Source organism: bacterium (genome assembly GCA_016699125.1).
Lineage (GTDB): Bacteria > Babelota > Babeliae > Babelales > Vermiphilaceae > AWTP1-30.
In genome coordinates, this window is sequence record CP064961.1 from 923,354 (window position 1) to 943,714 (window position 20,361).

Sequence of the window (20,361 nt, forward strand, 5' to 3'; positions counted from 1 at the left end):
TTAATAGTTTAAAATATTACAAATCAATGAGGATCCCATGGAAAGAGGATGTTTTAAAAAACTTATATTCATGAGCATGGCACTGATCATAACTGTAAATGCTGAGCAGGCAAAAAAAAAGGAAGCAAATCGTGGAATCAAAACAGAAGTTCCAACTGTTACGAAAACAAAAACTGAACTCCCATTCAAGCATCTGAAAGTTAAAGTCGTCAATGGACATCAGGTTGCTAGTAGTACCAAAAAAGGTGCAGTGGTTAGGGAAGATTTTATCGGCAAAAAAGAAAAGGCAGAAAAACAGCTACAAACCGATCATCAAAAATTGATCGAAGCCAACAAAGAGTTCACCGCAAAAGCTTCAACGTTAAGCGATACTGCAAAAGAGGCTGAGGAAAAAAAGATTGCAAAAATGGATCGCGATTTAAAATTAAAGGCTCAAGAATTAAAAGAAGAGCTTGAAGCCGATATGTACAAAAAAACTGAAGAGCTTGGCATTGAATTTGAAAACGTCGTTCGAACCTATGGAAAAGAGAATCAACTTGATCTAGTTATCGATGAGTCCTCTGGCAGGATCATCTATGTTGCAGATAACCTAAAATGCAGCGATGACATCATCAAACTGATGGATCAGAATTTCGACAAAAAAGATACCAAACTTTTAACTGACAAAACCCTTTCTTAAATAAAAGCATGTCAGACACAAAACATTCGATCAAAGCAGTGATAGGGCTGGGTAATCCCGACCCTAAACATTATTTTCAGCGGCACAATATCGGCTTTCGAATCATAGATGCTTTTGTGCAAACGTATGGAAACGGTACAGCACTGTGGAAAAATAAACCAGCAATGGAAATCTGCCAGATTGTCATTGCCGAAAAAGAGCTTACGCTCATCAAACCGATGACATTCATGAACAGTTCTGGCCAGGTGATTCCGCATCTTTTAAAAACAGGCATACAATCAACTGAAATTCTTGTTATTCATGATGAACTTGAAAAACCATTTGGCAATATATCAATCAAAATTGGTGGCAGCCACAAAGGCCACAACGGCCTGAAGTCTATCATTCAATACTGTGGTCCAGAGTTTGCAAGACTCCGTTTTGGCATCGGCCGTCCGGGAAAAAAAGAGGATGTGCCTGAATATGTTCTGCGACCATTTTCTGAGCCAGCAGAACAGGTTAATCAATGTATTGAACAAGCGATTGAAGCTCTGCAGAATTATTTAAAAGAATTATAAATCGAGGTTGCCTTGATTTTACTGATCTGTTGGTATTGTTTTTGGATGCCATGGATTCCAAGAAGAAAGATATTGATACACGGTTGTAGCGATTGAGGATCCAAAAGCCCACGTTTTTTCTTTGATCCAACTAAAAGATGCAGATAAGAAATTAGTGCTCTTTTTTTCTTCCTGTACTGTTGAGTATGAACTTTGACTTTCTTCTTCTAATCTTTCTTTTTCTAATCTTTCTTTTTCTAATCTTTCTTTTTCTAATCTTTCTTTTTCTAATCTTTCTTTTTCTAATCTTTCTTTTTCTAATCTTTCTTTTTCTAATCTTTCTTTTTCTAATCTTTCTTTTTCTAATCTTTCTTTTTCTAATCTTTCTTTTTCTAATCTTTCTTTTTCTAATCTTTCTTTTTCTAATCTTTCTTTTTCTAATCGTTTTTCTTCTGCTAATCTTTCTCTTTCTAATCTTTCTCTTTCTTCTCTTTCCAGCCTTTCTTTTTCTAATCTTTCTGCTCTTTCTCTTTCTTCTCTTTCTCTTTCTTCCCTTGCTACTTTTGCTTCTCTTTCTTCTCTTTCCAGCCTTTCTTTTTCTTCTCTTTCCAGCCTTTCTTTTTCTAATCTTTCTCTTTCTAATCTTTCTTGTTCTTCTCTTTCTGCTCTTTCTCTTTCTAATATTAAATCCTCAATTTTCAAATTTTGTGATTGAGATGGTAATTGTTCTGATTGAGCTGGATTACCTGTTTGCTCAAGAGGAACAGGCTGAGTTTTTTTGGTCCCTGTATCCCCTATTGAGACTTCATCGAATTTAAAATCATCTATTTTAAGATTTGTGGAAGTTAAAGGTAGTCGTTCTGTTTTACTTGGTGTGTTATCAAAAACGTTTGCGGCAACATTTTTGTTTGTTTTGTTATTTATTACAGTTGTGCTTAATTGCCCATCTATTTTTAAGCTTTTTTGAAAATTATCATTGCTATTATCGCTGTTTTTGCTTTCTTCTAGTTCCAATTGTGCAAGGTGCTTACTTGTCATTTTTTCTTCTGCACGATCCATACAGAGCAAAGATTCTACGATGTCATAAAAGTCATCATTGTTCTTAATGTATCCGCGCTTTAATCGCTCATAAAAGTATTTTAATTTTGTTTCGACATTAACGATCATTTCTGTATAAAAAAACGTTAAAAGGACAGATTGGTCCTTTACAGCTTCGATTAACTTTTCTGATTCAGTGGTGTTGTCTCCGACCTCAGAGAATCTTACACGGTCTTTAGCGACTTTTTCTTTTGAATTCTTGTTATCACTTTGCGTTATTGTTTCAATTTTATTGACAAAAGATGTAAAAATTGTCCATTCGTTATTTAGTAAACAGTTAAATGCAGAAATCGATTCATACTGTTCAGAGGTAGATAGAAAATCTTGTAGTGTTTTTATATATGTTTTTAAGAATTCTTCTACCTTGTTATATCTTTGCTTTGATTCATACAATGTTGCTGTAATGCCTAGTTTTATGCTAAGTTCTTCAAAATCCATTGTTAGTAGCTCATTTCTAATCTTTAAAAGATTATCATAGCTTGTATCAAGTTCATATAGCGATTGAAGGTATGTGTATATAAGGCCTCCCTGATCGTTGCCAAGTTGGTTTTGGTTGCCACGTCTACGAGTTCTCGCTCTAGATTTTACCTGGATTTTTTCTATTATTATATCTGAGTTTACTGTTTTTTTTTGAGTATCTAAAATAATATTAAATGTATTCTCAATAGTATTGCGAAGTGTCTTTAATTCTTTACTTATTATTGGTTGTAATAACCCTTGCATTACTTGTATTGCTACGTTAATCTTGGAACTGAATGTATCAAGCTCATTGCGTGTAAAATTCAATGCAGTGACTTTTTTTTCATTTTTAGTTGCGTTGTCTAGTGAGCTTTCATTATAAAAAGTAATATCCGATGCACTATTATTTAGTTTCTGTCCACGAAAGATATATTCAGCATTGTTCTCTTGCAAATAATTTTTTGACAGACAGACTCCATTGAAAATAAGAGCTTTAGCCCATTCAATAAATTTTTCATCAGTTTTTTGGGATGAAGGCATAGTATTGACTTGAGATTTTTGCGAGTAATGTTGACCAGCAATTTGTTTTCTCTGGAGATTATCTTGAAATAAGTTTTTGTCATAATCGGTTTTGTTTTCAACATATACAAATTGACTGCCATTGAGACTTTGGCAATAACTAACAAAATCATACATTCCATGAAAAATTCTTTTAGGGTATTTCTCATAATGCAGTTCAAATACTTTTTTTAGTATAACTATTAAAGCAAGTACGTATTTGTATTTTTCTTTTTCTTCTGAAAACCTTGAAACTGCTATACTTGGAATGGTCGAATTCCATATATTTATGAGAGGAGTATTTATATTTAGAGGGTCCTGCTCAGCTATCTCGATTTTAAAATTAGCAAGAGTAAGCGGTTTTGATAGAAAAGTTAGACTGTTATCAAACAGTTCTTTGGATAAGGATTCGCTAGAAATTAAAAAATTCGAATGCAATAGTATATAAATAAAAAAAATATAAAGGTAAAACACAATGAATCACTCATCAATGATTAATTTTCTTTAATAATTGTAATATATTAAATAGCGCAATAGCAAGATTTTGTATAAAATAACAGACAAGGATAAGCCCTTTCAAGTGCCAAATGCACCACCAAGTAGAAAAAAAATCAGGTGATCATAAACTAGTCTCTGAACAAAAACACAACAAGAGTTTTATGAGCCAAACAGATGGCAAACACCTGATTTATAAACAAAGATGCCAGATAGAAGTGCTTCTGGATAGTGGTCATTCAAAAAGAGAGATTGGAAGGAAACTAGGAATAAGTCATTAATTTGATACCCTCAGAGGCCTTTTATGATCAACTTTCCAAGTTGTAACAGTGCGCTTCAGATTTGAATCGGGGTTTTTATAAACGCCCCTTTTATGCAAAAAACGTTGACTTTTGGTTGCACCTATGAAAAACTTTCATTGAAATTCTATTGGTCATTTAATCATGAGGATGCTCAAATGACCAATAAAAGATACTTGTTACTCTTTTTGACAATAAGTTTATTTTCAAACAAGGCGGATGCAAATTGGTATGAAACTGCAAAAGATTTTCATATCAATCATGGAAACATAGTTTTTCCTGCAATCGGTTTCACACTGGGATTAACAGGAGGAGGTTATATAGTTTGGAAGGCGACACAAGATCAATCTATGGTAGTAACGAATAAACAGGCACTGGCTTGCGTATGCTTTTTAGGAACCGTAGGTGGAATTAGCGGTTATGGCGTGCAAAATATAGCGTTGCGTATGCTTTTTCAAACATGGGGTAAATAAAATAACAGAAGGCGGGGTGCGTTTTACTGCACTCCGCCTCTTTATTTAGATCGCTTCTTATTTTCAATACCTTTTCAACTGATCGTCCTACCAACCAGATTCATCTTACTCTCTTTGACCTGTTTGGTTAAGACGGTAATCCAGTCAACAAACCTGTTCGCTTTTTCGCTTGGTTTAAACCACCAGTCTGCAGCGCCTGGCAACAGTTTGAAGGTACGTTCAAACATACCGTTGGCCTGCTCTTTGATCTCCATCTGACCATTTGAAAAATCATGTGGATACTTCTGAGCAAAATAGGTAGGCCCGACCACGTGTGTTTCTAAAGCCATGATAAAATGCTTATTTGACCGCAGTCCTTCGCAAAACTCTATAACCTTACGATCGGTCTGAGGGTCCGGTGTGCCACGATACGGCTCACCACACAAAATGAGTCCTTTATTTTTCTCATGTATGGTTGCAACGTAACTCTTAATTCGTTCAACCGCATCATGAGATGCCATGTGTGTTGAAAGTCCTTTATTAATGTTGTCGGCAATGTTCAAACTTGTTCGCATTCCCGAAAAGAAGCTCATTATCGCTTTTTCTGCCGGTGCAATTGCAAAACAGTGTGCAAACCAACCCGCACATCCAACGGTTTTCAGAATCGTTGATTTTCCACAACCATTCGGCCCTGTCAAAATAATGGTGTTGGCGTATGTACCACCCAAAGCAATATCATTCAATATCGGTTTGATTGCACCCCATGAACCATCAATCTTGAGCGATTGAGCTGACACAAGCGGCTGCCACGAGTTTTTCAAGGTACATTCTGTTCGTTGTGTATCTTCAACAAAATCAACAAAACAGACAGGGTTACCATTACTATTATTAGTTTTCATAAATTCAAGGACAGAAATATAACTGTCTACCGTTGCAAGGTTTTGGAACAACCATGTTAACTCACCATTGTGTGCAAGTTGTGCAAGCTTTTTATGTGCAATAAGCATCTTACCACGGTTGTACAAGGCTGACGTACCGTCAAAGGTACCGCTATGCAGATCCTTCATCACCTGCGTATAATCATCCGAATGCGCCACTTGCGCAACCAGATCTGGACATCCAAACTTGACAGCCAGCTCCTGTAATTTTTCCATATTTTTTATCAAACGAGCAACTTTGATCATTTTTTTATGCATCTTTTGCATATTTGTTTTGTAACTTTTCAGCCTATCGACCATCGACTTGTATATGTGATACACCTGATATCCCGCATATATTTGCAATGGAAGCGCCACAGTTGCAGCAGCTGCAGTTGGCATCCATGAACCGTATTTTTCTAATTTCCTAGTTCCCAAAAAGCCATGAGCAACCTGCTGCCCTTCACTATTATCTATAATTCCCAAGGAAGGACCTCGTTTAAGCACATCTATTTTATCACCGAAACTTGAGTTCAAGGAAAGCAGTATCTGTATACAATGAGCAGGCGGAAGAGACCATTGCAGATCAAGCTTTTTTAGTAAATCTGATTGTATAAATGGATTAATGACAGTAAAAGGCAGTCGCAAACCATTCGAAAGCATGCCAATTAAGGCATTTTTAACACTACTTTTTATAGTTTCATTTACATTTTGATCTGGTTTTACAAATGTGCCGCCCAGACCATTTAAAACCATATCCATTATAGCTTGAGTTACTTGTACGCCAAAAAAACTTCCTGCAATACCACCAATGGTTGAGAACAATGAAAGGTTCATTAATGTAGGATTCTGGTTACATAAGTCAGCAATTTTGGGAAGATCAAAGAGCCACAAAAAAGTCTTTGGTTGCGTCCAGTACAGTTCATGGAACTTTTCTTCCTGACTTGCAAAATAACTTAAAATACTTTTCTGGTCTTTTTTGATAGTTTCTAACAAAGACTTCATCTCGGCGTACGAACTGCTATCGTCGTGCACCTGTTTTAAAAAAGCCTGCCTTTTTTTCAGTAGTTCAAAATCGGTAATCGGGTTGAGCATTTTAAACAAACCGTATGAACCAAACATCGTAAATGGTTGAATGAGCGGTTTTTGTACTAAAATCCCTTGTTCTTCATCATTGTCACTCGTTTTCTCAAAGCGACCATTCAAAATGGTTGAAATGTCCAACTCATTCCATTCCTGCCGACCGGCAAATGATAAGGGTGCTTTGAAGATCCACTCATCAGCATCAACGCTTTGTAACACTGATCGAGCCCGCATACGCTCTTTAATCTGTTTTCTCATTGCTGCAATACGCTCTTTTAGTGCCTTTTCTGACGCAATTTCCTGCTCAGTTTTACTTCCAAATGGTCCAAACCACCCAAAAACCGGCTGTATGGACAGAAACACGATAGGCAAAAATAAGCCTTTTACAAGCTTTTTAACACGATTTAACATAGCAAATCCTCCATTTATTCTATTTTAGTATATATTATAATTTTCAGATTGTAAATACTGGTGGCTAAAAATAGTTTAATTGGGGGTTTTTTAGACAGAAAGCGGCAAATCTAATAAACTAAAGGAGTAGGCAAAGATCGAAAGGATAAGAATGTGTTTTAAAAGGTTTTTTTCCAGCTTTTTATTCGGAGTAAGCCTTCTGTTTGCGCAGGGCCCGAATCATACTGTGCCTGAAAGGATACAGATTTCCAGATTTTATACCTCAAATCGATCAATCAAAGGATATGCAAGCTATATACTTATCAGATGCTTTGCCGCTGTACGAAATTATTGCGTTGCCTGTTTTGAGGATTGGCACCATTATTTGTATGGACACTATATTGATAGGTACACGATCAACACCAATCTTGAAGAACTGAAAAGTAATTTACAACAAAGTTTAAAAGATTCCAATTCAAAACTGTGGCAAACACTGCAAGAATACAAAACGGTCAAGGAGGTTGTAGCAGCAATTGACAAAAAAGAAACCCAATTGAAAGATGAGCTTTTCCATGACGTTGAAGCATTTTTAATCGCAAACTACGACAAAGAGATCGCAACAGAACTGAAAAATGAGGCCGAATGTCTCAAGTTGCGCAATTATAAAACGACTAACCCTAAAAATGTCATTCATGAGCTCAGTCCAACAACCCCATATATTTTAAAAATTATCAAGCTCTGTGGTATTGACCCAAAATATGTATCAATCAGATTTAAAGATACTATTCCATGGGGCAATGGCCAAGCTCAAAAACACAGTGAATTAAATGATTACGAAATAAACCTTCCGTACGGAAACCTGTATTTTAAAAATGTATCTTTTTTACCTTTTGTAGTTTTACATGAATGTTCACACATTTTATTGAAACATCCTGATACCAAACATTTGGTACATTTTCTTGAGGCTAAATTAAAAAAACGTAACGCCAAGTTTGAATGGCCACCTGAACTTTTCAAAAAATATGCCTTACTTTTACGCACACAAGAGCTTCATGCAGACCTATGTATGTTTTGTCAACTGCAAGGTAAAGTTTCAAAGAAAATTTTGAATAGTTTTATACAAGAAAGTTTATATTGGTCAGTTGCCCATATTAATCGTGATTATACACACCGCAGTCCATTGTGGGAAGAAGACAATGATTCAACTGAAGCTTATCATACCTATTACATTCGGTTTGCATATGCAATGCGAATATATGAGCTTTTAAATCAAAAATAGAAGGAAACAGATTAAAATGAAACGGTATCACAAAATGAATAGTAAAAAACTTTTTTTCAGCTGTATATTAATCACAAATTTTGCACATGATGCTTTTGCAGAGCCATGGCTTTCAAAATTGTATACTTTTGTAGAAACAGTGAAAGAATGTGCAAAATATATCATTAATGGAGGCCCTTGCGTAACAGACGGAAAAACAACGGCCTATTTTGAAGTATTTAGTGACGATAAGAGCTCAATCTGTGTTCCTAGAGAAATAGTAATTCATATGGATCTTGACGAGTTACAAAATAACTTACAAAAAAGTTTAAAAAATTCGAACTCAAACCTCTGGAAAACTCTACAAGAATACAAAACCATTGACGAGCTGGTGGGCACAATCCAAAAAAAAGAAAATCAACTCAAAGATGAACTATGCAATGAGATTGAAACATTTTTAATCGCAAACTATGACGAAGAAACCGCAACAGAATTTAAAAATGAATATGAAAAGCAAAAGAATCTTACTTACAAAACTATTGATTCCAAAGCTGTTGTGCATGATCAAAATAAAAGAGCTCCATATATCTTAAAACTCATGGATCTCTGTGGAATAGATCATCGCTATGTATCGATCAGATTTTGGCCCATGTTTGAATTTTTTTTTGACGCATATGTTAATCGAGACGATACCTCTTATATTTATAAAATGGTTTTACCATACTTCGATCTTACTTTTAAAAACATATCATTGTTTCCCTCTATAATTTTACCTTTGTTTGCACATATTCTATTAAAACATCATGAAACTTACTATTTAATGAACTTTATTGAATACAAAATCAGAAAACAGAATACTAAATTTGAATGGCCAGCTGAAATCACAAAAAAATTGTATTCACTCATGAGAACAGAAAAATTACACGCACATATCTATATGTTCAAAAAGCTGCAGTATACTTGTACAAAAAAAGAGCTAATCGATTTTGCAAAAATAAGCTTGTATGCATCAACTTTCATGACACAGTACATCTGCAAAGATTATGCTCCAGTATGGGAAGAAGACGATGACTCAACAGAGTTTTTTATAATGCCTTACATTCAGTTCGCATATGCAATGCGAATCTATGAGCTTTTAAATCAAAAATAGAAGGAACTAAACATGTTTAAATCTACTTTTTTTAAAACAGTTTTTTGTATTATATTCGTACACGCGATGCGTGCTACGCAGGTCGAACTTGAAAATTATCAAACTACAATTATTCCGTATCCTGAACAACTTGAACAGTTTACCAATCAGGTACAAAAAGCACTCCAAGAACCCGCTTCAGCTTTGTACAGTCAACTTTCAGAATATAATAACATTGATGAGCTGATTCAGTATGCACTATTGCGTCAAGACGAAGCAAAAAACGCATATTTAAACGAGGCTACAGGTCTCCTCCAGCAAAACACAGAAGAGATAAAAGAGATTGGTATGAACCTGTTACGTTCGTTTGATCGCGCAACCGAAATCGCTGTGTATGAATTTCCTGATGCGCCAACAGACCATCCATGGTTGACACAGATCAAAAAAATTATCAATCGCTACGATTACGATGAAACAACCTACAAAATAGAATTTAGCCAAAATGAGCCAGGGGATATTGTTCCAGAGATATACATAGTACCACATGAACCAGAGCTTCATGTAGCCATGCAGTATGTAACCTGTAGCGCAAAATAGCATGGCCTTGAATCAAAAAATCCTGATTTAGATTTTCTGATTTCACGCAGCATAATACAGTTAGCATCTGGTCAAATTGCTCAAACTGCTTATGCGCAAGAGTTAAACATGTTATTCAAGCCAGATGAAAAGATCTTTGATCTGTTTAATGACTGGCAAAGGAAACAGGAATTTGTAGCTGATCTTTTGCCTTTGCACTCACAATTTTTAAAAGTTACCGAAAAAGATCGTAAAAACTATATTGACCAAGCAAAAAGATTCTTAGCATTGCACGTGTATATCGATGAAGCACATTCGACTATGCATGGTTTGAAATCAAACCTCTGGCAAGCTTTACATGCTGAAAATAAGGCTTCTCGGTATCCAAGTTATGCGGCAAGACTCGCATGGATATTCAAGTCAGAGGAGCTATTACACCTTCACTGACCAACGGTAAACGAAAGCTGCATCAGTGGACTGTAAATACCAAAAACTAATAACGCGATACAAAGCCCCAATACTATTAATAAGGTTGGGCCAATCAAAAAAACTATCCTATTTAACAGTTGATCTAAATATGAAAAGGTACTGCTTCCAATTTTTTGACTGGCAGAGCCAACTGTATTGGTCTCTTGGGCAATGCGAATGACCATTATTTGATGAAGCGTAAACAGTTCTAGATGTTGTGCTAATGCAAATGATAGCGACCTGCCACTTTGTAATTGCAATGAAATCTTTTGCAGGCTCACATGCAACTTCGTATCTTTATCAACCATATTGGCAATCATATAGACAGCTTGATCAACTTTGATACCTGCTTGAAGCAGCACACCAAGAAAAGAAAAAAATTGCGCCTGATCATATGCATGCTTAATCAGACGTAAAAACGGAAGGCGTAATAGCAAAAACTCTTTCACTGCTTTATATTGTTTTGATTGCCTCACAAAATAGATCAGTATTACGATCAAAACAGACATGCTCAAAACCATCAACAAATGTGAAACATCATGCAGCCACGCACTGAGCTGAATCATGTATTGCGTTGATGTAGGCAAGGTTATACGCATACTTTTAAATATATGTGCAATATGTGGCACAAAGAAAAAGAAAAACATAAATGCCACTATTAAAAGAAAAACTGCTGTTACTAGAGGCATCATGAGCGCATTGTATATTTTTTTATGAAAATTCGCTTGTGTTTGATAATATGCTGCAAGTAACTTACATACAACCTGCATATTATTTGTCTCTTGTCCAACAAAAAAAGCTTGGCATGCAAAAGAATCAAAAAAAAATGTATACGACTTCAATGCTTCGTAAATTGATAACCCATCAGACAGTTTTTGACTTACACCTAAAAATACTTCCTGTATTTTAGGATTTTGAGACTGTCGTCCTATCATTAGGCATGCATCGGTAATATGCAGACCATATTCTAATAATTCATTCAAAAGCATGAAAACATCTGCTTTGTCCTGTGATGTAATCGACCATTGAAACATAAGCCATGAAGTGTCTTTTGCACCAAGTAACGCAATATGCATCTTAAAAAGCTCTTCATCCAGCTGTTGCACCGACTGAGCAAACAGATAACCATTCTTGGTCTTTCCCTGAACTGTAAGACCCCTCCATTTATAATAAGGCATCTGCAACTATCCTTATAAAAGTTTGATCTGGTTTTCAATACCCAATAACTGTAACACTACTTCTAAAGTCAACGGAGTTGCAACCGCTATCCTTTTTTTCCGAGAGGTCGCTCCATTTACAATCGACACATCTTGTTGGACAAGGCCCAAAATACCTGCGATATATTTTACTAATTCGCAATTAGCTTTCCCTCCCTCAGGAGGGCTTTTTAAGAAAAGTTTTATCCTACCATTTTTATCTTTAAGGATAGCTTGCCTTCCTGACAAGGGAACTACAACTAAGTCGATAAAAACCCGCTTCACTTGCGCTCCATCCCTTCAGATTAGCAAACATGAACGTAAAACAATGGATATGATTAATACGTAGCTAATACATCCTCAAAGCACAGCAAACAAACAAACAACAGTTCATTTAAATATTATTGCTATTTTGGGTATTTTTATCATCTTTTTTATTCATAGAATCCAGAAAATCGCGATTTACTTTGTGCTTTTTCATCTTTTCAATCAAAAATTCCATCGCTTCGATTGTATTCATATTGGATAAAAATTTTTGTAAAATCCATACACGATTTAAATCCTCTTCAGGATATAACAGATCGTCACGACGCGTACCAGAGATTAAAAGGTCAAAGGCAGGGAAAATTCTTTTATTAGATAGTTTACGCGTCATATGCATTTCCATATTTCCCGTACCTTTAAACTCTTCATAAATCACTTCATCCATTCGCGAACCATTATCAATCATAGCAGTAGCCATAATTGTTAAAGATCCAGCTTCTTCAGTTGCTCGCGCTGCCCCGAAAAAACGTTTTGGACGCTGTAATGCATTCGCATCAATACCACCAGTCAATATCTTACCGGAGGCAGGCGCAATGGTATTATAAGCACGGGCAAGACGGGTCAAAGAATCTAAAAGAATCACAACATCTTTACCACACTCTACAAGCCGTTTTGCTTTTTCAAGAACCGTTTCTGCAACCTGCACATGTCTTTCTGCAGATTCATCAAACGTAGAACTGATCACTTCAGCGGTAAAACCTTTTACCGTTCGTTCCATATCAGCAACTTCTTCAGGACGTTCATCTACAAGCAACACAATCAAAAATACTTCAGGATGATTTGCGATAATACTTTGTGCAAACTCTTTTACAAGAAGAGTTTTACCCACTTTGGGTGGGGCAACAATTAAACCACGTTGACCTTTACCAACTGGTGTAAAAAGATCCATGATTCTGGTTGCAAATTTTGTAGGTTCATGCTCTAAATTAAATTTTTTAGAAGGATGCAAAGGGCTTAGTCTTTCAAAATGTGGCCTATCGATAAGTGAGGCTGGATCCTGATAGTTAATTTTATTGACCTTAAGTAGTGCAAAATATTTTTCACCCTCTTTTGGTTTTCTAATAACCCCATTAATCATATCACCAGGTCGCAAATTAAATCTTCTAATTTGTGATGGTGAAACATACACATCATCAGGACCAGATACATAATCATAATGAGCTGAACGCAAAAACCCAAATCCATCAGGCAGTTTTTCTAATACCCCCTCAACTTCCATTTCCAAATCTGGATGAGCTTGAACATATTTAATTCTTTCAATAAGTTCAATTTTGCTTTTCAAAGTTGAACCTACAATACCAAGTTTTCGCGCGTATCCTATAAGCTCATTTAATGAACGTTCTTCAAAAGGTCGATTGTCATTAAAGGTTGCTTGCTGTGCAGATCCACCTTTATCTTGAGATTGACCATCAGCAGTATTTTGTGATTGATGTGTAACATGACGCGGGCGCTGCTCATTACGTTCTTGGTAAGATCTTGGCGAACGACGTCGTACATTACCTGATTGATTTCTGCCTGAGCTATTACCTTGATGAGGTCTAACAGCATAATCAGTTTCATTATGAGCACCTAAATCAGCAGCTTTTTCAGTAGTAACCGGTTCGGTTTTTTGTACTAGCGCCAATTGATGAACAGCTGATTCATCCTTGGGATGATCAACAACAGATTGTTGCGCAGATACTTCTGAAGAACCTTCAAAAGTTCCCACTTCTTTCTCTTTTTCACTTATCACACCAACTCCTACTGTTTGAACATACAAACATTATGCAAACTCCTGCAATCTTACGCGAAACATCGATAAGGTGAATTTTAAATATCAAAATCTAGAAAAAAATACTAAACATTTTTTTGAAAGTATTACCCAACATAACCAAAATCAAAAAAACCTATTTTATCGTGGCTCACGATAAAATAACATCATAATTGGACTTGCAATATAGATAGACGAATAAGTACCAAAAAGTATGCCCACTAAAAGCGCAAATGAAGATGTATGCAACGCCTTTCCGCCAAATAAAAACATTGCAAGCACAGGCAATATAGTTGACAAACTTGTCAAAATTGTGCGCGTCAAGGTACGGTTTATACTTTCATTGACAACGTCAGCTAAGTCCTGATTCTTCCTACGCGCTAGATCCTGTCTAATTCTTGAAAAAATAACAATCGTATCATTGATTGAATAACCTAACACAGCCAAAATTGCTGCAATAACATTCATTGATATCTCTTTGTCGAAAAAAAACAACATTGCAAGCATCGCTATAGAATCATGCAAGAGTGCAAACACTGCACCAAGAGCAAAAGCCACAGACCAAAAACGGAATGCTATATACAAAAGCATAGCTAAAAGGGATATCAGAATCGCTTTGAAAGACTTAGTCCTCAGACTTTCACCAACTGCTGCACCAACACCTTCTGTTTGAAGAATTTCTAAAGGCCCTTGCACAACGGGTTCTAATACTGTACGTATTTTTTCTGCAAGACCTTTTGGATTATTCGAGAAATCTTGTACCTTCACCATGAATTCATTATTTTCAAATAACCGCACATCCGCATTAAGCCATCCATTAGTAGACAATGCATTCATCAAATCATCTACATTGACAGGAACATTAGCCTTGCAAAGAACCTGTGTACCGCCGGTAAAGTCGATGCTGTAAGAAAAAACTATACCCCTGTCAAGATATTGACGAACCGCCATAACGCAAAAAGCACCCAAAAAAAGGAATGAACCAAACGCAACAACCGCACGATATTTAATAAATTGAATCACGACTTCTCCACTTACTTCTGTATGGTTTCCATGAAAATCATACGAAAATTTCTAAATAAATTTTTTTTTAAGGTAAAGGTATAATCGAAATATAACGGCGCCCTTTTCGTCCATAGTGAAAACGGACAGATCCTTCATCTATAGCAAACAAGGTATCATCACCACCCCTACCAACACCACTACCAGGATGGAAGTTCGTACCACGCTGTCTTACAAGTATTTCACCCCCTGTAACTTTCTCTCCACTAAAGATCTTAACGCCTAAACGTTTGCTTTCGCTATCGCGACCATTCTGTGTAGAACCACCAGATTTACTTGTTGCCACCGCACTTCCTTCAAAGTTTTAAAAATTCTGATTACTATCCGAAATGAACGAGTCTTACATTGCCTCTTTCGACATTATTCCATCTTATTCAAAAAAGTCAAGCCGATTTCATGCAGAAAAAAATTTACTTACTCACCTCTTTCCAATTATGGCCCATTTTAAATGTAACTTCAAATGGTATATTCCATGATTGAACGGGACTTTTTAAGGACTCTTCGATAATCGATTGAGCTTCAACCATGCATGTCAAAGGCGTTTCCAGTATTAACTCATCATGAATCTGTAATAACATTTTAATATCAGTTTTTGATTTTTTAATTCCTAAATCTAATGCTATCATACCTTTTTTAACAATATCAGCGGCAGTTCCTTGAATAACACTGTTAACCGCTACGCGACAGGCTTCTTGGTATAAGTTCTTATTTTTTTGATTAATATTGGCAATATATCTTTTTCTGCCCCAAAATGTTTTTATATATCCATCTTTTTGAGCCTGTGCAATAACAGTGTCCATCCACTCGCGCACAGACGCACAATGAGCAAAGTACCCATCAATATACAGTTGCGCGTTAGTATGTGAAATTTTAAGCTCTTTTGAAAGACTATGCGCACCCTGTCCATATAAAATAGAAAAATTAATTCGTTTTCCAATCTGCCTTTGTTCAGAGGTAACCTGATCAATAGTAGTTTTGAAAATACCGGCAGCAGTCATTGCATGAATATCTATCTTTTCATCAAATGCTTTTAATAGCGCTTTGTCTTGCGTCATATATGCAAGCACACGCAGTTCAATCTGTGAATAATCCACACTAATCAGCATTTTTCCAGGCGATGCGATAAACGCCCTTCGTACTTCTAGTCCAAGGCCAGAAGCAGGAATATTTTGTAAATTCGGCTCAGAACTTGACAATCTCCCTGTTGCGACAATGGTTTGACTAAAAGATGTATGTATTCGCCCTGTTTTTGGATTTACAGCCAGAGGTAAACTCTCAACATACGTATTTTGAATTTTAGCCAATTCTCGATACTGCAACATAAGTTTAATGACAGGATGTAGTTCCTCTAGCTGTTGCAACACACCCTGATCAGTTGAATAACTACCACTCTTTGAAAGCTTTTTTTGCGGGGGAAGGTGCAATTGATTGAATAAAAACTGTTCTACCTGTTTTGGCGAATTGAGATTAAATGGCTCATTCGCAAAAGAAAATATATGTTCTGAAGTCTTTTGTAAAAGCTCTGTTATTGTTACTCCAAGCTCTTTTAAAACTTGAAGATCAATCAGTATGCCCTCGCATTCCATCTGGCATAAGATCGAAACAAGTGGATGCTCAACTGTTGTATAATATTCAAGCTCATTCTGATCGCTTAATGCTTGCAATAAAAGCGGTACCAGTTTTTGTGTCTGCATCGCATCAGCGGCCGCGTAAAGAGTCGCCATTTGCATGGGAACCTGTGCAAAGGTATCATATTTTTGACTCGCAACGACCTCATCAAACGTAAGCATTGCTTCTTGAAAATATTTTTCAGACAACACTTTGAGCCCAATTTTTTGCCACTCCGGATTTACCAAGCGCGCCGCAATCATGGTATCAAGTTCCAAGCCTTTAATTTCAACACCATGAGTTTTGAATACAAGCATGTCAAATTTGGCATTATGCATATATTTTTTAATGGCAGGATCTTCTAACAATGGCTTTACATGTTTTATGACAATCTCATACGGAATCTGCTGGTCTGTTTCATGGTGACAGGGAATATAGTATGCACAATCATCATCGGTTGCAAGCGAAACACCAACCAACTGGCTCAGTAACGGATGTTTGCCATCAGTTTCAGTGTCAACTGCGCATTCTCTTTTTGCTTTTATTTGCTCAACAAGCAGTACAAGCTGCTTTTCATCAAGCACGGTGATCAGTTTTTTTGTTTTCCAAAACTCAAGCTTTTTTTCAAAAGCCGTAGGATCTGAGATTGATTGCGTATGTAAACCAAATAAACTTAAGTTTTGATCGGTTGCTTGAAACTGTTTTACAAGCGAATGAAACTCAAGCTCAACAAATAATGGCATTGCACCTGCAAGCTGTGTGATGTTAAAACTGTAATCACTTTTTGGTAACATGATCTGATAGTAACGCAGAGTGAAAAGCTCTAAGCTCAGATAGGCATTAGCTTTATGTGCAAGCAACGCATTAGCTACTTTTGGTTTCAGTTTTTCTATATTTTTGTAAAGCTCGTCCATGTTTTCATACTGAGCCACCAACTCCGTTGCAGTAACCTTGCCAATACCAGCAACACCAGGAATGTTGTCCGAACTGTCACCAACGAGCGCATAAAAAAGAGTAACTCTTTCTGATTGAAAGCCATGTTTTTCAAAAAACAGTTTCTGATCAATAAAAACCTCTTTGAGTGGATCATACATAATAATAGCATCTTGCAACGCCTGCTGCATGTCTTTATCTGACGTAACCAGTACCGCAGACATGTTCCACTTGTCCGTTGCATCAAGCGCCAATGAATACATAATGTCGTCAGCTTCTATGCCCTCTTTTTCCACCGCGCAGATGCCGGCAAGCTCGATAAATCGCTTGATGTAATCCTTTTGAACAAACAGATCATCCGGTGGTGCTTGTCGTGTTGCCTTGTATTCAGCAAACAGCTCATGCCGTTCCGTTTTGCCCTTGCTGTCCCACACAATTATCAGTTGGTGCATTGAAAGTGTTTCTGCAAGCTTTTTAATCATTCTAATAAACGCATAGACTGCCTGAACAGGCACCCCTTTTGAGGTATGTAAAGGTTTCAATCCGTAATATGCACGATACAAAAAAGCTGAAGCATCGATCAGAAAAAGTTTATTTTTAGCATCATTACCATTGATCATCGCGCACTCATTCATAGGTTTAAGAAAAATTATACGCAAGAATTCGTTTTTTACAAACTGCTCCGCTTTTGCCTGTTTTTTTGACATTTTGAGCAAAAAACCTCAAACTTATATGAGAAAAATAAAAACATCTGTTTTAAAATAAGGATTATCTATGCATATTAAAAATTCGGTTTTGCTTATCTTTTTAACCGTTTTTGCTACACAATGCTACGAACCATCGTACGCAGAAATCAAAGAAACGGTCAATATAGCAACAAAATTTTGCTACCACACCCCTAACCTTGAAACGTTTTTTAAGCTTAAAGCTTCTGAGCTAGGAGAAGAGGCTTTTTTGAAGGATAAGGTAAAGATGATTGCCGATTGCATCAATTTTGAGTTTGACAAAGCAACTGAGAAAGAGCTTAACTCCACTCAAGAATCCTGGAAGAACAATTTAATTTATAAGCAGACGACAAACGGTAAACGGATGATAGCCGATGATCAAAAAAACTGCCATTTGAAGAAGAACATGGCAAAGTTAGCGAAAAACAATCCTACAAATAAAGGTTACTATAGACAGAGTAGAACGTGGAAAGAGGAATTTTTAAGAGGCCAAGAAGATTACAAAAAATCTCGCCCTGGACTTGGGTGGGCGTGGTCGGTTGCAAGGGCTTTATATCGCAACCGAAGTTTTTATGATATAGGGTATATGTGGGCACAAAAACAAGCTAACACAAAAGAATAACACTCATCTATTTAAAAATTTTAAAAAGGTGCCATGGAAATTCACCATGGCACCTGGTTTTGAAACTCATCGAATCTCATTTTTTATACTTTAAATCTTACAAAAACTATGGTAAAATAATTAGAATAACTGGTTTTATATGTTTCACCTAATCTCTATTTCAAGGATTGAAAATGATAAACAGTTTTGCATTACCCCTGATTTACTTTATTCCTATTTTCGTATTTGTTTTCATTCTTTTATTTATGGTACCAATTCATCCACGGCCTTAAAAGACCGTGGTTTTCTTGGCACATAAATAAAACGGTTTAATATTCTGCATAAAGATGGAGGTGAGCCAGAATTTTTAGAACGGATTTTGAATATTGCAGAAAAATTAGGTATCAATACAAAACAGGTTCAGTTTACCATAAAAAATTCAGATACACCATCTGATGTAGCTATTGAAATTGGATTGTGTGGAAAAAAGGAAGCATTTCTTCCTCTAATTAAGATTCTTTTTAAAGATTCCTTAAAAACATGCTCAGATACAGAAATAGCCGCAGGTTTACTTCACGAATACGGGCATCTTTTAGATGGTATCATTCTATCAAACTCTCTTGAAAACACTAAAAATCCATTTAACATAATGCTTTCGCATATTCAAGAAACAAGCGCAGACATGAATGTTATCAAAAATCCAAATATTCCGATTAAAGAAAAACTTGAAATTGCTCAAGTTGCTTACATGCATTACTTTGAAAACCATGATAAACAAGGTATTCATATGTTAAAAAGAAATTCAATCTACCCTTCGAAGTTCAAACGTGCAAGAAACTTCAAACATGGCGTACACGTCCTTTTAAATGAACCTGGCGCATTTGCCGCTGCACCAAAAACATGGCTGTCAATGAAACTGTTTGGTTTGTTGCCATCTGAAAAACATTTTGCATACTTAGCGGCAAAAACCCCGGTCGGCGACTCATTGATCACAGCAACCGTTTTGACTGCTGGTTATTGTGTCGTAACCACCTGCAAAAAATGGTATCAGGCGTACAAAGAAAAGCGAAAGAAACAAACAGCAAAAATTGATGCTGCATCAAACCATCAAACTCCAACTGCCCAAAACAGTAATCTGGTCCTCAACCCTTAAATCAAAAAAGATTCAATTCATCAAACTGGCTGCAGGTTTTTTAATCCAATCACAGTGATATTTTCAGCCAGGGAAAATGTCTGATCGTGTGGCCAGACGACATACAGATGGTCCAACGCAAGGTTTTGCAAGGCCACGTGCATTGACCTGGTAATTTTGGGCGAATCGGTGTATTTGAATTCAAATCCTAACCTTTTCCCATTTTTGATAGTAAAAAGATCAAGCTCCGCACCACCCTGAGTCGACCAAAAAAGCAATCGTGCGACTGCAACTCATACTGGTTGATGATCGCTTCCAGCGCAAAGCCTTCCCACGACGCACCAAGTTTTGGGTACACATACAACGCTTCAGGCTGCGCAATTGAAAGCAACGCGTGCAAAATTCCCGAGTCACGAATATAGAGTTTCGGTGATTTTACCTGCCTTTTGGCAATATTTTCAAACCAAGGCCGCAAAACACGAACCATAAACGTGCCTTCCAGGATATCGATATATTTTAAAACCGCCATCGCTTTGCGCTTTTGATTTAATGAAACAATCAAGCTGCTTTGACAATTTTATCTGTATAAAACAAAATTATTTGGTTATAGCATTGAAATACGCAGAAAACGCA

The 20,361-nt window shown here is 36.4% G+C and carries 18 protein-coding genes and 1 pseudogene; 11 read left to right on the forward strand and 8 right to left on the reverse strand.

The window, feature by feature from the left end:
• Positions 1–37 precede the first annotated feature (37 nt).
• From IPG37_04440 to IPG37_04460, 5 genes and pseudogenes are all read left to right on the forward strand, one after another.
• On the forward strand, positions 38–679 hold the full coding sequence (locus IPG37_04440) for an OmpH family outer membrane protein (protein ID QQR53676.1): 642 nt from the start codon (positions 38–40) through the stop codon (positions 677–679).
• Positions 680–687: 8 nt separating this feature from the next.
• Positions 688–1,236, forward strand: a complete 549-nt coding sequence (locus tag IPG37_04445) for an aminoacyl-tRNA hydrolase (GenBank protein ID QQR53677.1) — start codon at positions 688–690, stop codon at positions 1,234–1,236.
• Between the two features lie 205 nt (positions 1,237–1,441).
• Positions 1,442–1,930: pseudogene (locus IPG37_04450) on the forward strand (pentapeptide repeat-containing protein).
• A gap of 1,987 nt (positions 1,931–3,917) precedes the next feature.
• Positions 3,918–4,106: a helix-turn-helix domain-containing protein gene (locus tag IPG37_04455; protein ID QQR53678.1), complete on the forward strand. Its 189-nt coding sequence runs from the start codon at positions 3,918–3,920 to the stop codon at positions 4,104–4,106.
• A 92-nt stretch (positions 4,107–4,198) separates the two neighbouring features.
• Positions 4,199–4,597, forward strand: coding sequence for a hypothetical protein (locus tag IPG37_04460; GenBank protein ID QQR53679.1), 399 nt, complete (start codon positions 4,199–4,201; stop codon positions 4,595–4,597).
• A 74-nt stretch (positions 4,598–4,671) separates the two neighbouring features.
• On the opposite strand, the gene IPG37_04465 is transcribed toward IPG37_04460, so the two are convergent.
• The gene (locus IPG37_04465; protein QQR53680.1) at positions 4,672–6,987 is read right to left on the reverse strand and encodes a hypothetical protein; all 2,316 of its coding nucleotides are present in this window, start codon (positions 6,985–6,987) and stop codon (positions 4,672–4,674) included.
• Positions 6,988–7,138: 151 nt separating this feature from the next.
• Here IPG37_04465 and IPG37_04470 point away from each other — a divergent pair, with 151 nt between their 5' ends.
• From IPG37_04470 to IPG37_04485, 4 genes are all read left to right on the forward strand, one after another.
• Complete coding sequence (locus IPG37_04470; protein QQR53681.1) at positions 7,139–8,245, forward strand: hypothetical protein; 1,107 nt, start codon at positions 7,139–7,141, stop codon at positions 8,243–8,245.
• A gap of 34 nt (positions 8,246–8,279) precedes the next feature.
• A complete protein-coding gene (locus tag IPG37_04475; GenBank protein ID QQR53682.1) occupies positions 8,280–9,374 on the forward strand; it encodes a hypothetical protein in 1,095 nt (364 codons plus the stop codon).
• Positions 9,375–9,386: 12 nt separating this feature from the next.
• On the forward strand, positions 9,387–9,950 hold the full coding sequence (locus tag IPG37_04480; GenBank protein ID QQR53683.1) for a hypothetical protein: 564 nt from the start codon (positions 9,387–9,389) through the stop codon (positions 9,948–9,950).
• Between the two features lie 108 nt (positions 9,951–10,058).
• Positions 10,059–10,376, forward strand: a complete 318-nt coding sequence (locus IPG37_04485) for a hypothetical protein (GenBank protein QQR53684.1) — start codon at positions 10,059–10,061, stop codon at positions 10,374–10,376.
• Here IPG37_04485 and IPG37_04490 read toward each other — a convergent pair.
• The 6 genes from IPG37_04490 to polA all read right to left on the reverse strand — a co-directional run bounded on the left by IPG37_04490 (position 10,370) and on the right by polA (position 17,977).
• Complete coding sequence (locus tag IPG37_04490) at positions 10,370–11,575, reverse strand: type II secretion system F family protein (protein ID QQR53685.1); 1,206 nt, start codon at positions 11,573–11,575, stop codon at positions 10,370–10,372. The two genes, IPG37_04485 and IPG37_04490, sit on opposite strands and share 7 nt — an antisense overlap.
• 12 nt (positions 11,576–11,587) lie before the next feature.
• The gene (locus IPG37_04495) at positions 11,588–11,878 is read right to left on the reverse strand and encodes a DUF167 domain-containing protein (GenBank protein ID QQR53686.1); all 291 of its coding nucleotides are present in this window, start codon (positions 11,876–11,878) and stop codon (positions 11,588–11,590) included.
• A gap of 109 nt (positions 11,879–11,987) precedes the next feature.
• On the reverse strand, positions 11,988–13,541 hold the full coding sequence (gene rho / locus IPG37_04500) for a transcription termination factor Rho (protein QQR54286.1): 1,554 nt from the start codon (positions 13,539–13,541) through the stop codon (positions 11,988–11,990).
• Between the two features lie 267 nt (positions 13,542–13,808).
• Positions 13,809–14,690: a protein translocase subunit SecF gene (secF, locus tag IPG37_04505; protein ID QQR53687.1), complete on the reverse strand. Its 882-nt coding sequence runs from the start codon at positions 14,688–14,690 to the stop codon at positions 13,809–13,811.
• A gap of 67 nt (positions 14,691–14,757) precedes the next feature.
• Positions 14,758–15,015 (reverse strand): 50S ribosomal protein L27, encoded by a 258-nt coding sequence (rpmA, locus tag IPG37_04510; protein QQR53688.1) that lies wholly within the window; start codon positions 15,013–15,015, stop codon positions 14,758–14,760.
• Between the two features lie 124 nt (positions 15,016–15,139).
• On the reverse strand, positions 15,140–17,977 hold the full coding sequence (gene polA, locus IPG37_04515) for a DNA polymerase I (protein QQR53689.1): 2,838 nt from the start codon (positions 17,975–17,977) through the stop codon (positions 15,140–15,142).
• Between the two features lie 67 nt (positions 17,978–18,044).
• Here polA and IPG37_04520 point away from each other — a divergent pair, with 67 nt between their 5' ends.
• Together IPG37_04520 and IPG37_04525 are read left to right on the forward strand one after the other, a co-directional pair.
• Entirely contained in the window at positions 18,045–18,617 is a 573-nt protein-coding gene (locus IPG37_04520; GenBank protein QQR53690.1) for a hypothetical protein, read from the forward strand.
• Positions 18,618–18,975: 358 nt separating this feature from the next.
• A complete protein-coding gene (locus IPG37_04525) occupies positions 18,976–19,749 on the forward strand; it encodes a hypothetical protein (protein QQR53691.1) in 774 nt (257 codons plus the stop codon).
• A 187-nt stretch (positions 19,750–19,936) separates the two neighbouring features.
• Here IPG37_04525 and IPG37_04530 read toward each other — a convergent pair whose 3' ends face one another.
• Positions 19,937–20,257, reverse strand: a complete 321-nt coding sequence (locus tag IPG37_04530; GenBank protein ID QQR53692.1) for a DUF4143 domain-containing protein — start codon at positions 20,255–20,257, stop codon at positions 19,937–19,939.
• Positions 20,258–20,361: the final 104 nt, after the last annotated feature.

What these genes read in the sequence shown, in the direction of transcription:
- IPG37_04470 (QQR53681.1), top strand. Translation starts at nt 7,139, where the DNA reads ATGTGTTTTAAAAGGTTTTTTTCCAGCTTTTTATTCGGAGTAAGCCTT.
- IPG37_04460 (QQR53679.1), top strand. Translation starts at nt 4,199, where the DNA reads ATGCAAAAAACGTTGACTTTTGGTTGCACCTATGAAAAACTTTCATTG.
- IPG37_04475 (QQR53682.1), top strand. Translation starts at nt 8,280, where the DNA reads ATGAATAGTAAAAAACTTTTTTTCAGCTGTATATTAATCACAAATTTT.
- polA (QQR53689.1), bottom strand. Translation starts at nt 17,977, where the DNA reads ATGTCAAAAAAACAGGCAAAAGCGGAGCAGTTTGTAAAAAACGAATTC.
- IPG37_04490 (QQR53685.1), bottom strand. Translation starts at nt 11,575, where the DNA reads ATGCCTTATTATAAATGGAGGGGTCTTACAGTTCAGGGAAAGACCAAG.
- IPG37_04445 (QQR53677.1), top strand. Translation starts at nt 688, where the DNA reads ATGTCAGACACAAAACATTCGATCAAAGCAGTGATAGGGCTGGGTAAT.
- IPG37_04440 (QQR53676.1), top strand. Translation starts at nt 38, where the DNA reads ATGGAAAGAGGATGTTTTAAAAAACTTATATTCATGAGCATGGCACTG.
- IPG37_04530 (QQR53692.1), bottom strand. Translation starts at nt 20,257, where the DNA reads ATGGCGGTTTTAAAATATATCGATATCCTGGAAGGCACGTTTATGGTT.
- IPG37_04520 (QQR53690.1), top strand. Translation starts at nt 18,045, where the DNA reads ATGCATATTAAAAATTCGGTTTTGCTTATCTTTTTAACCGTTTTTGCT.
- IPG37_04485 (QQR53684.1), top strand. Translation starts at nt 10,059, where the DNA reads ATGTTATTCAAGCCAGATGAAAAGATCTTTGATCTGTTTAATGACTGG.
- IPG37_04480 (QQR53683.1), top strand. Translation starts at nt 9,387, where the DNA reads ATGTTTAAATCTACTTTTTTTAAAACAGTTTTTTGTATTATATTCGTA.
- IPG37_04455 (QQR53678.1), top strand. Translation starts at nt 3,918, where the DNA reads ATGCACCACCAAGTAGAAAAAAAATCAGGTGATCATAAACTAGTCTCT.
- IPG37_04465 (QQR53680.1), bottom strand. Translation starts at nt 6,987, where the DNA reads ATGTTAAATCGTGTTAAAAAGCTTGTAAAAGGCTTATTTTTGCCTATC.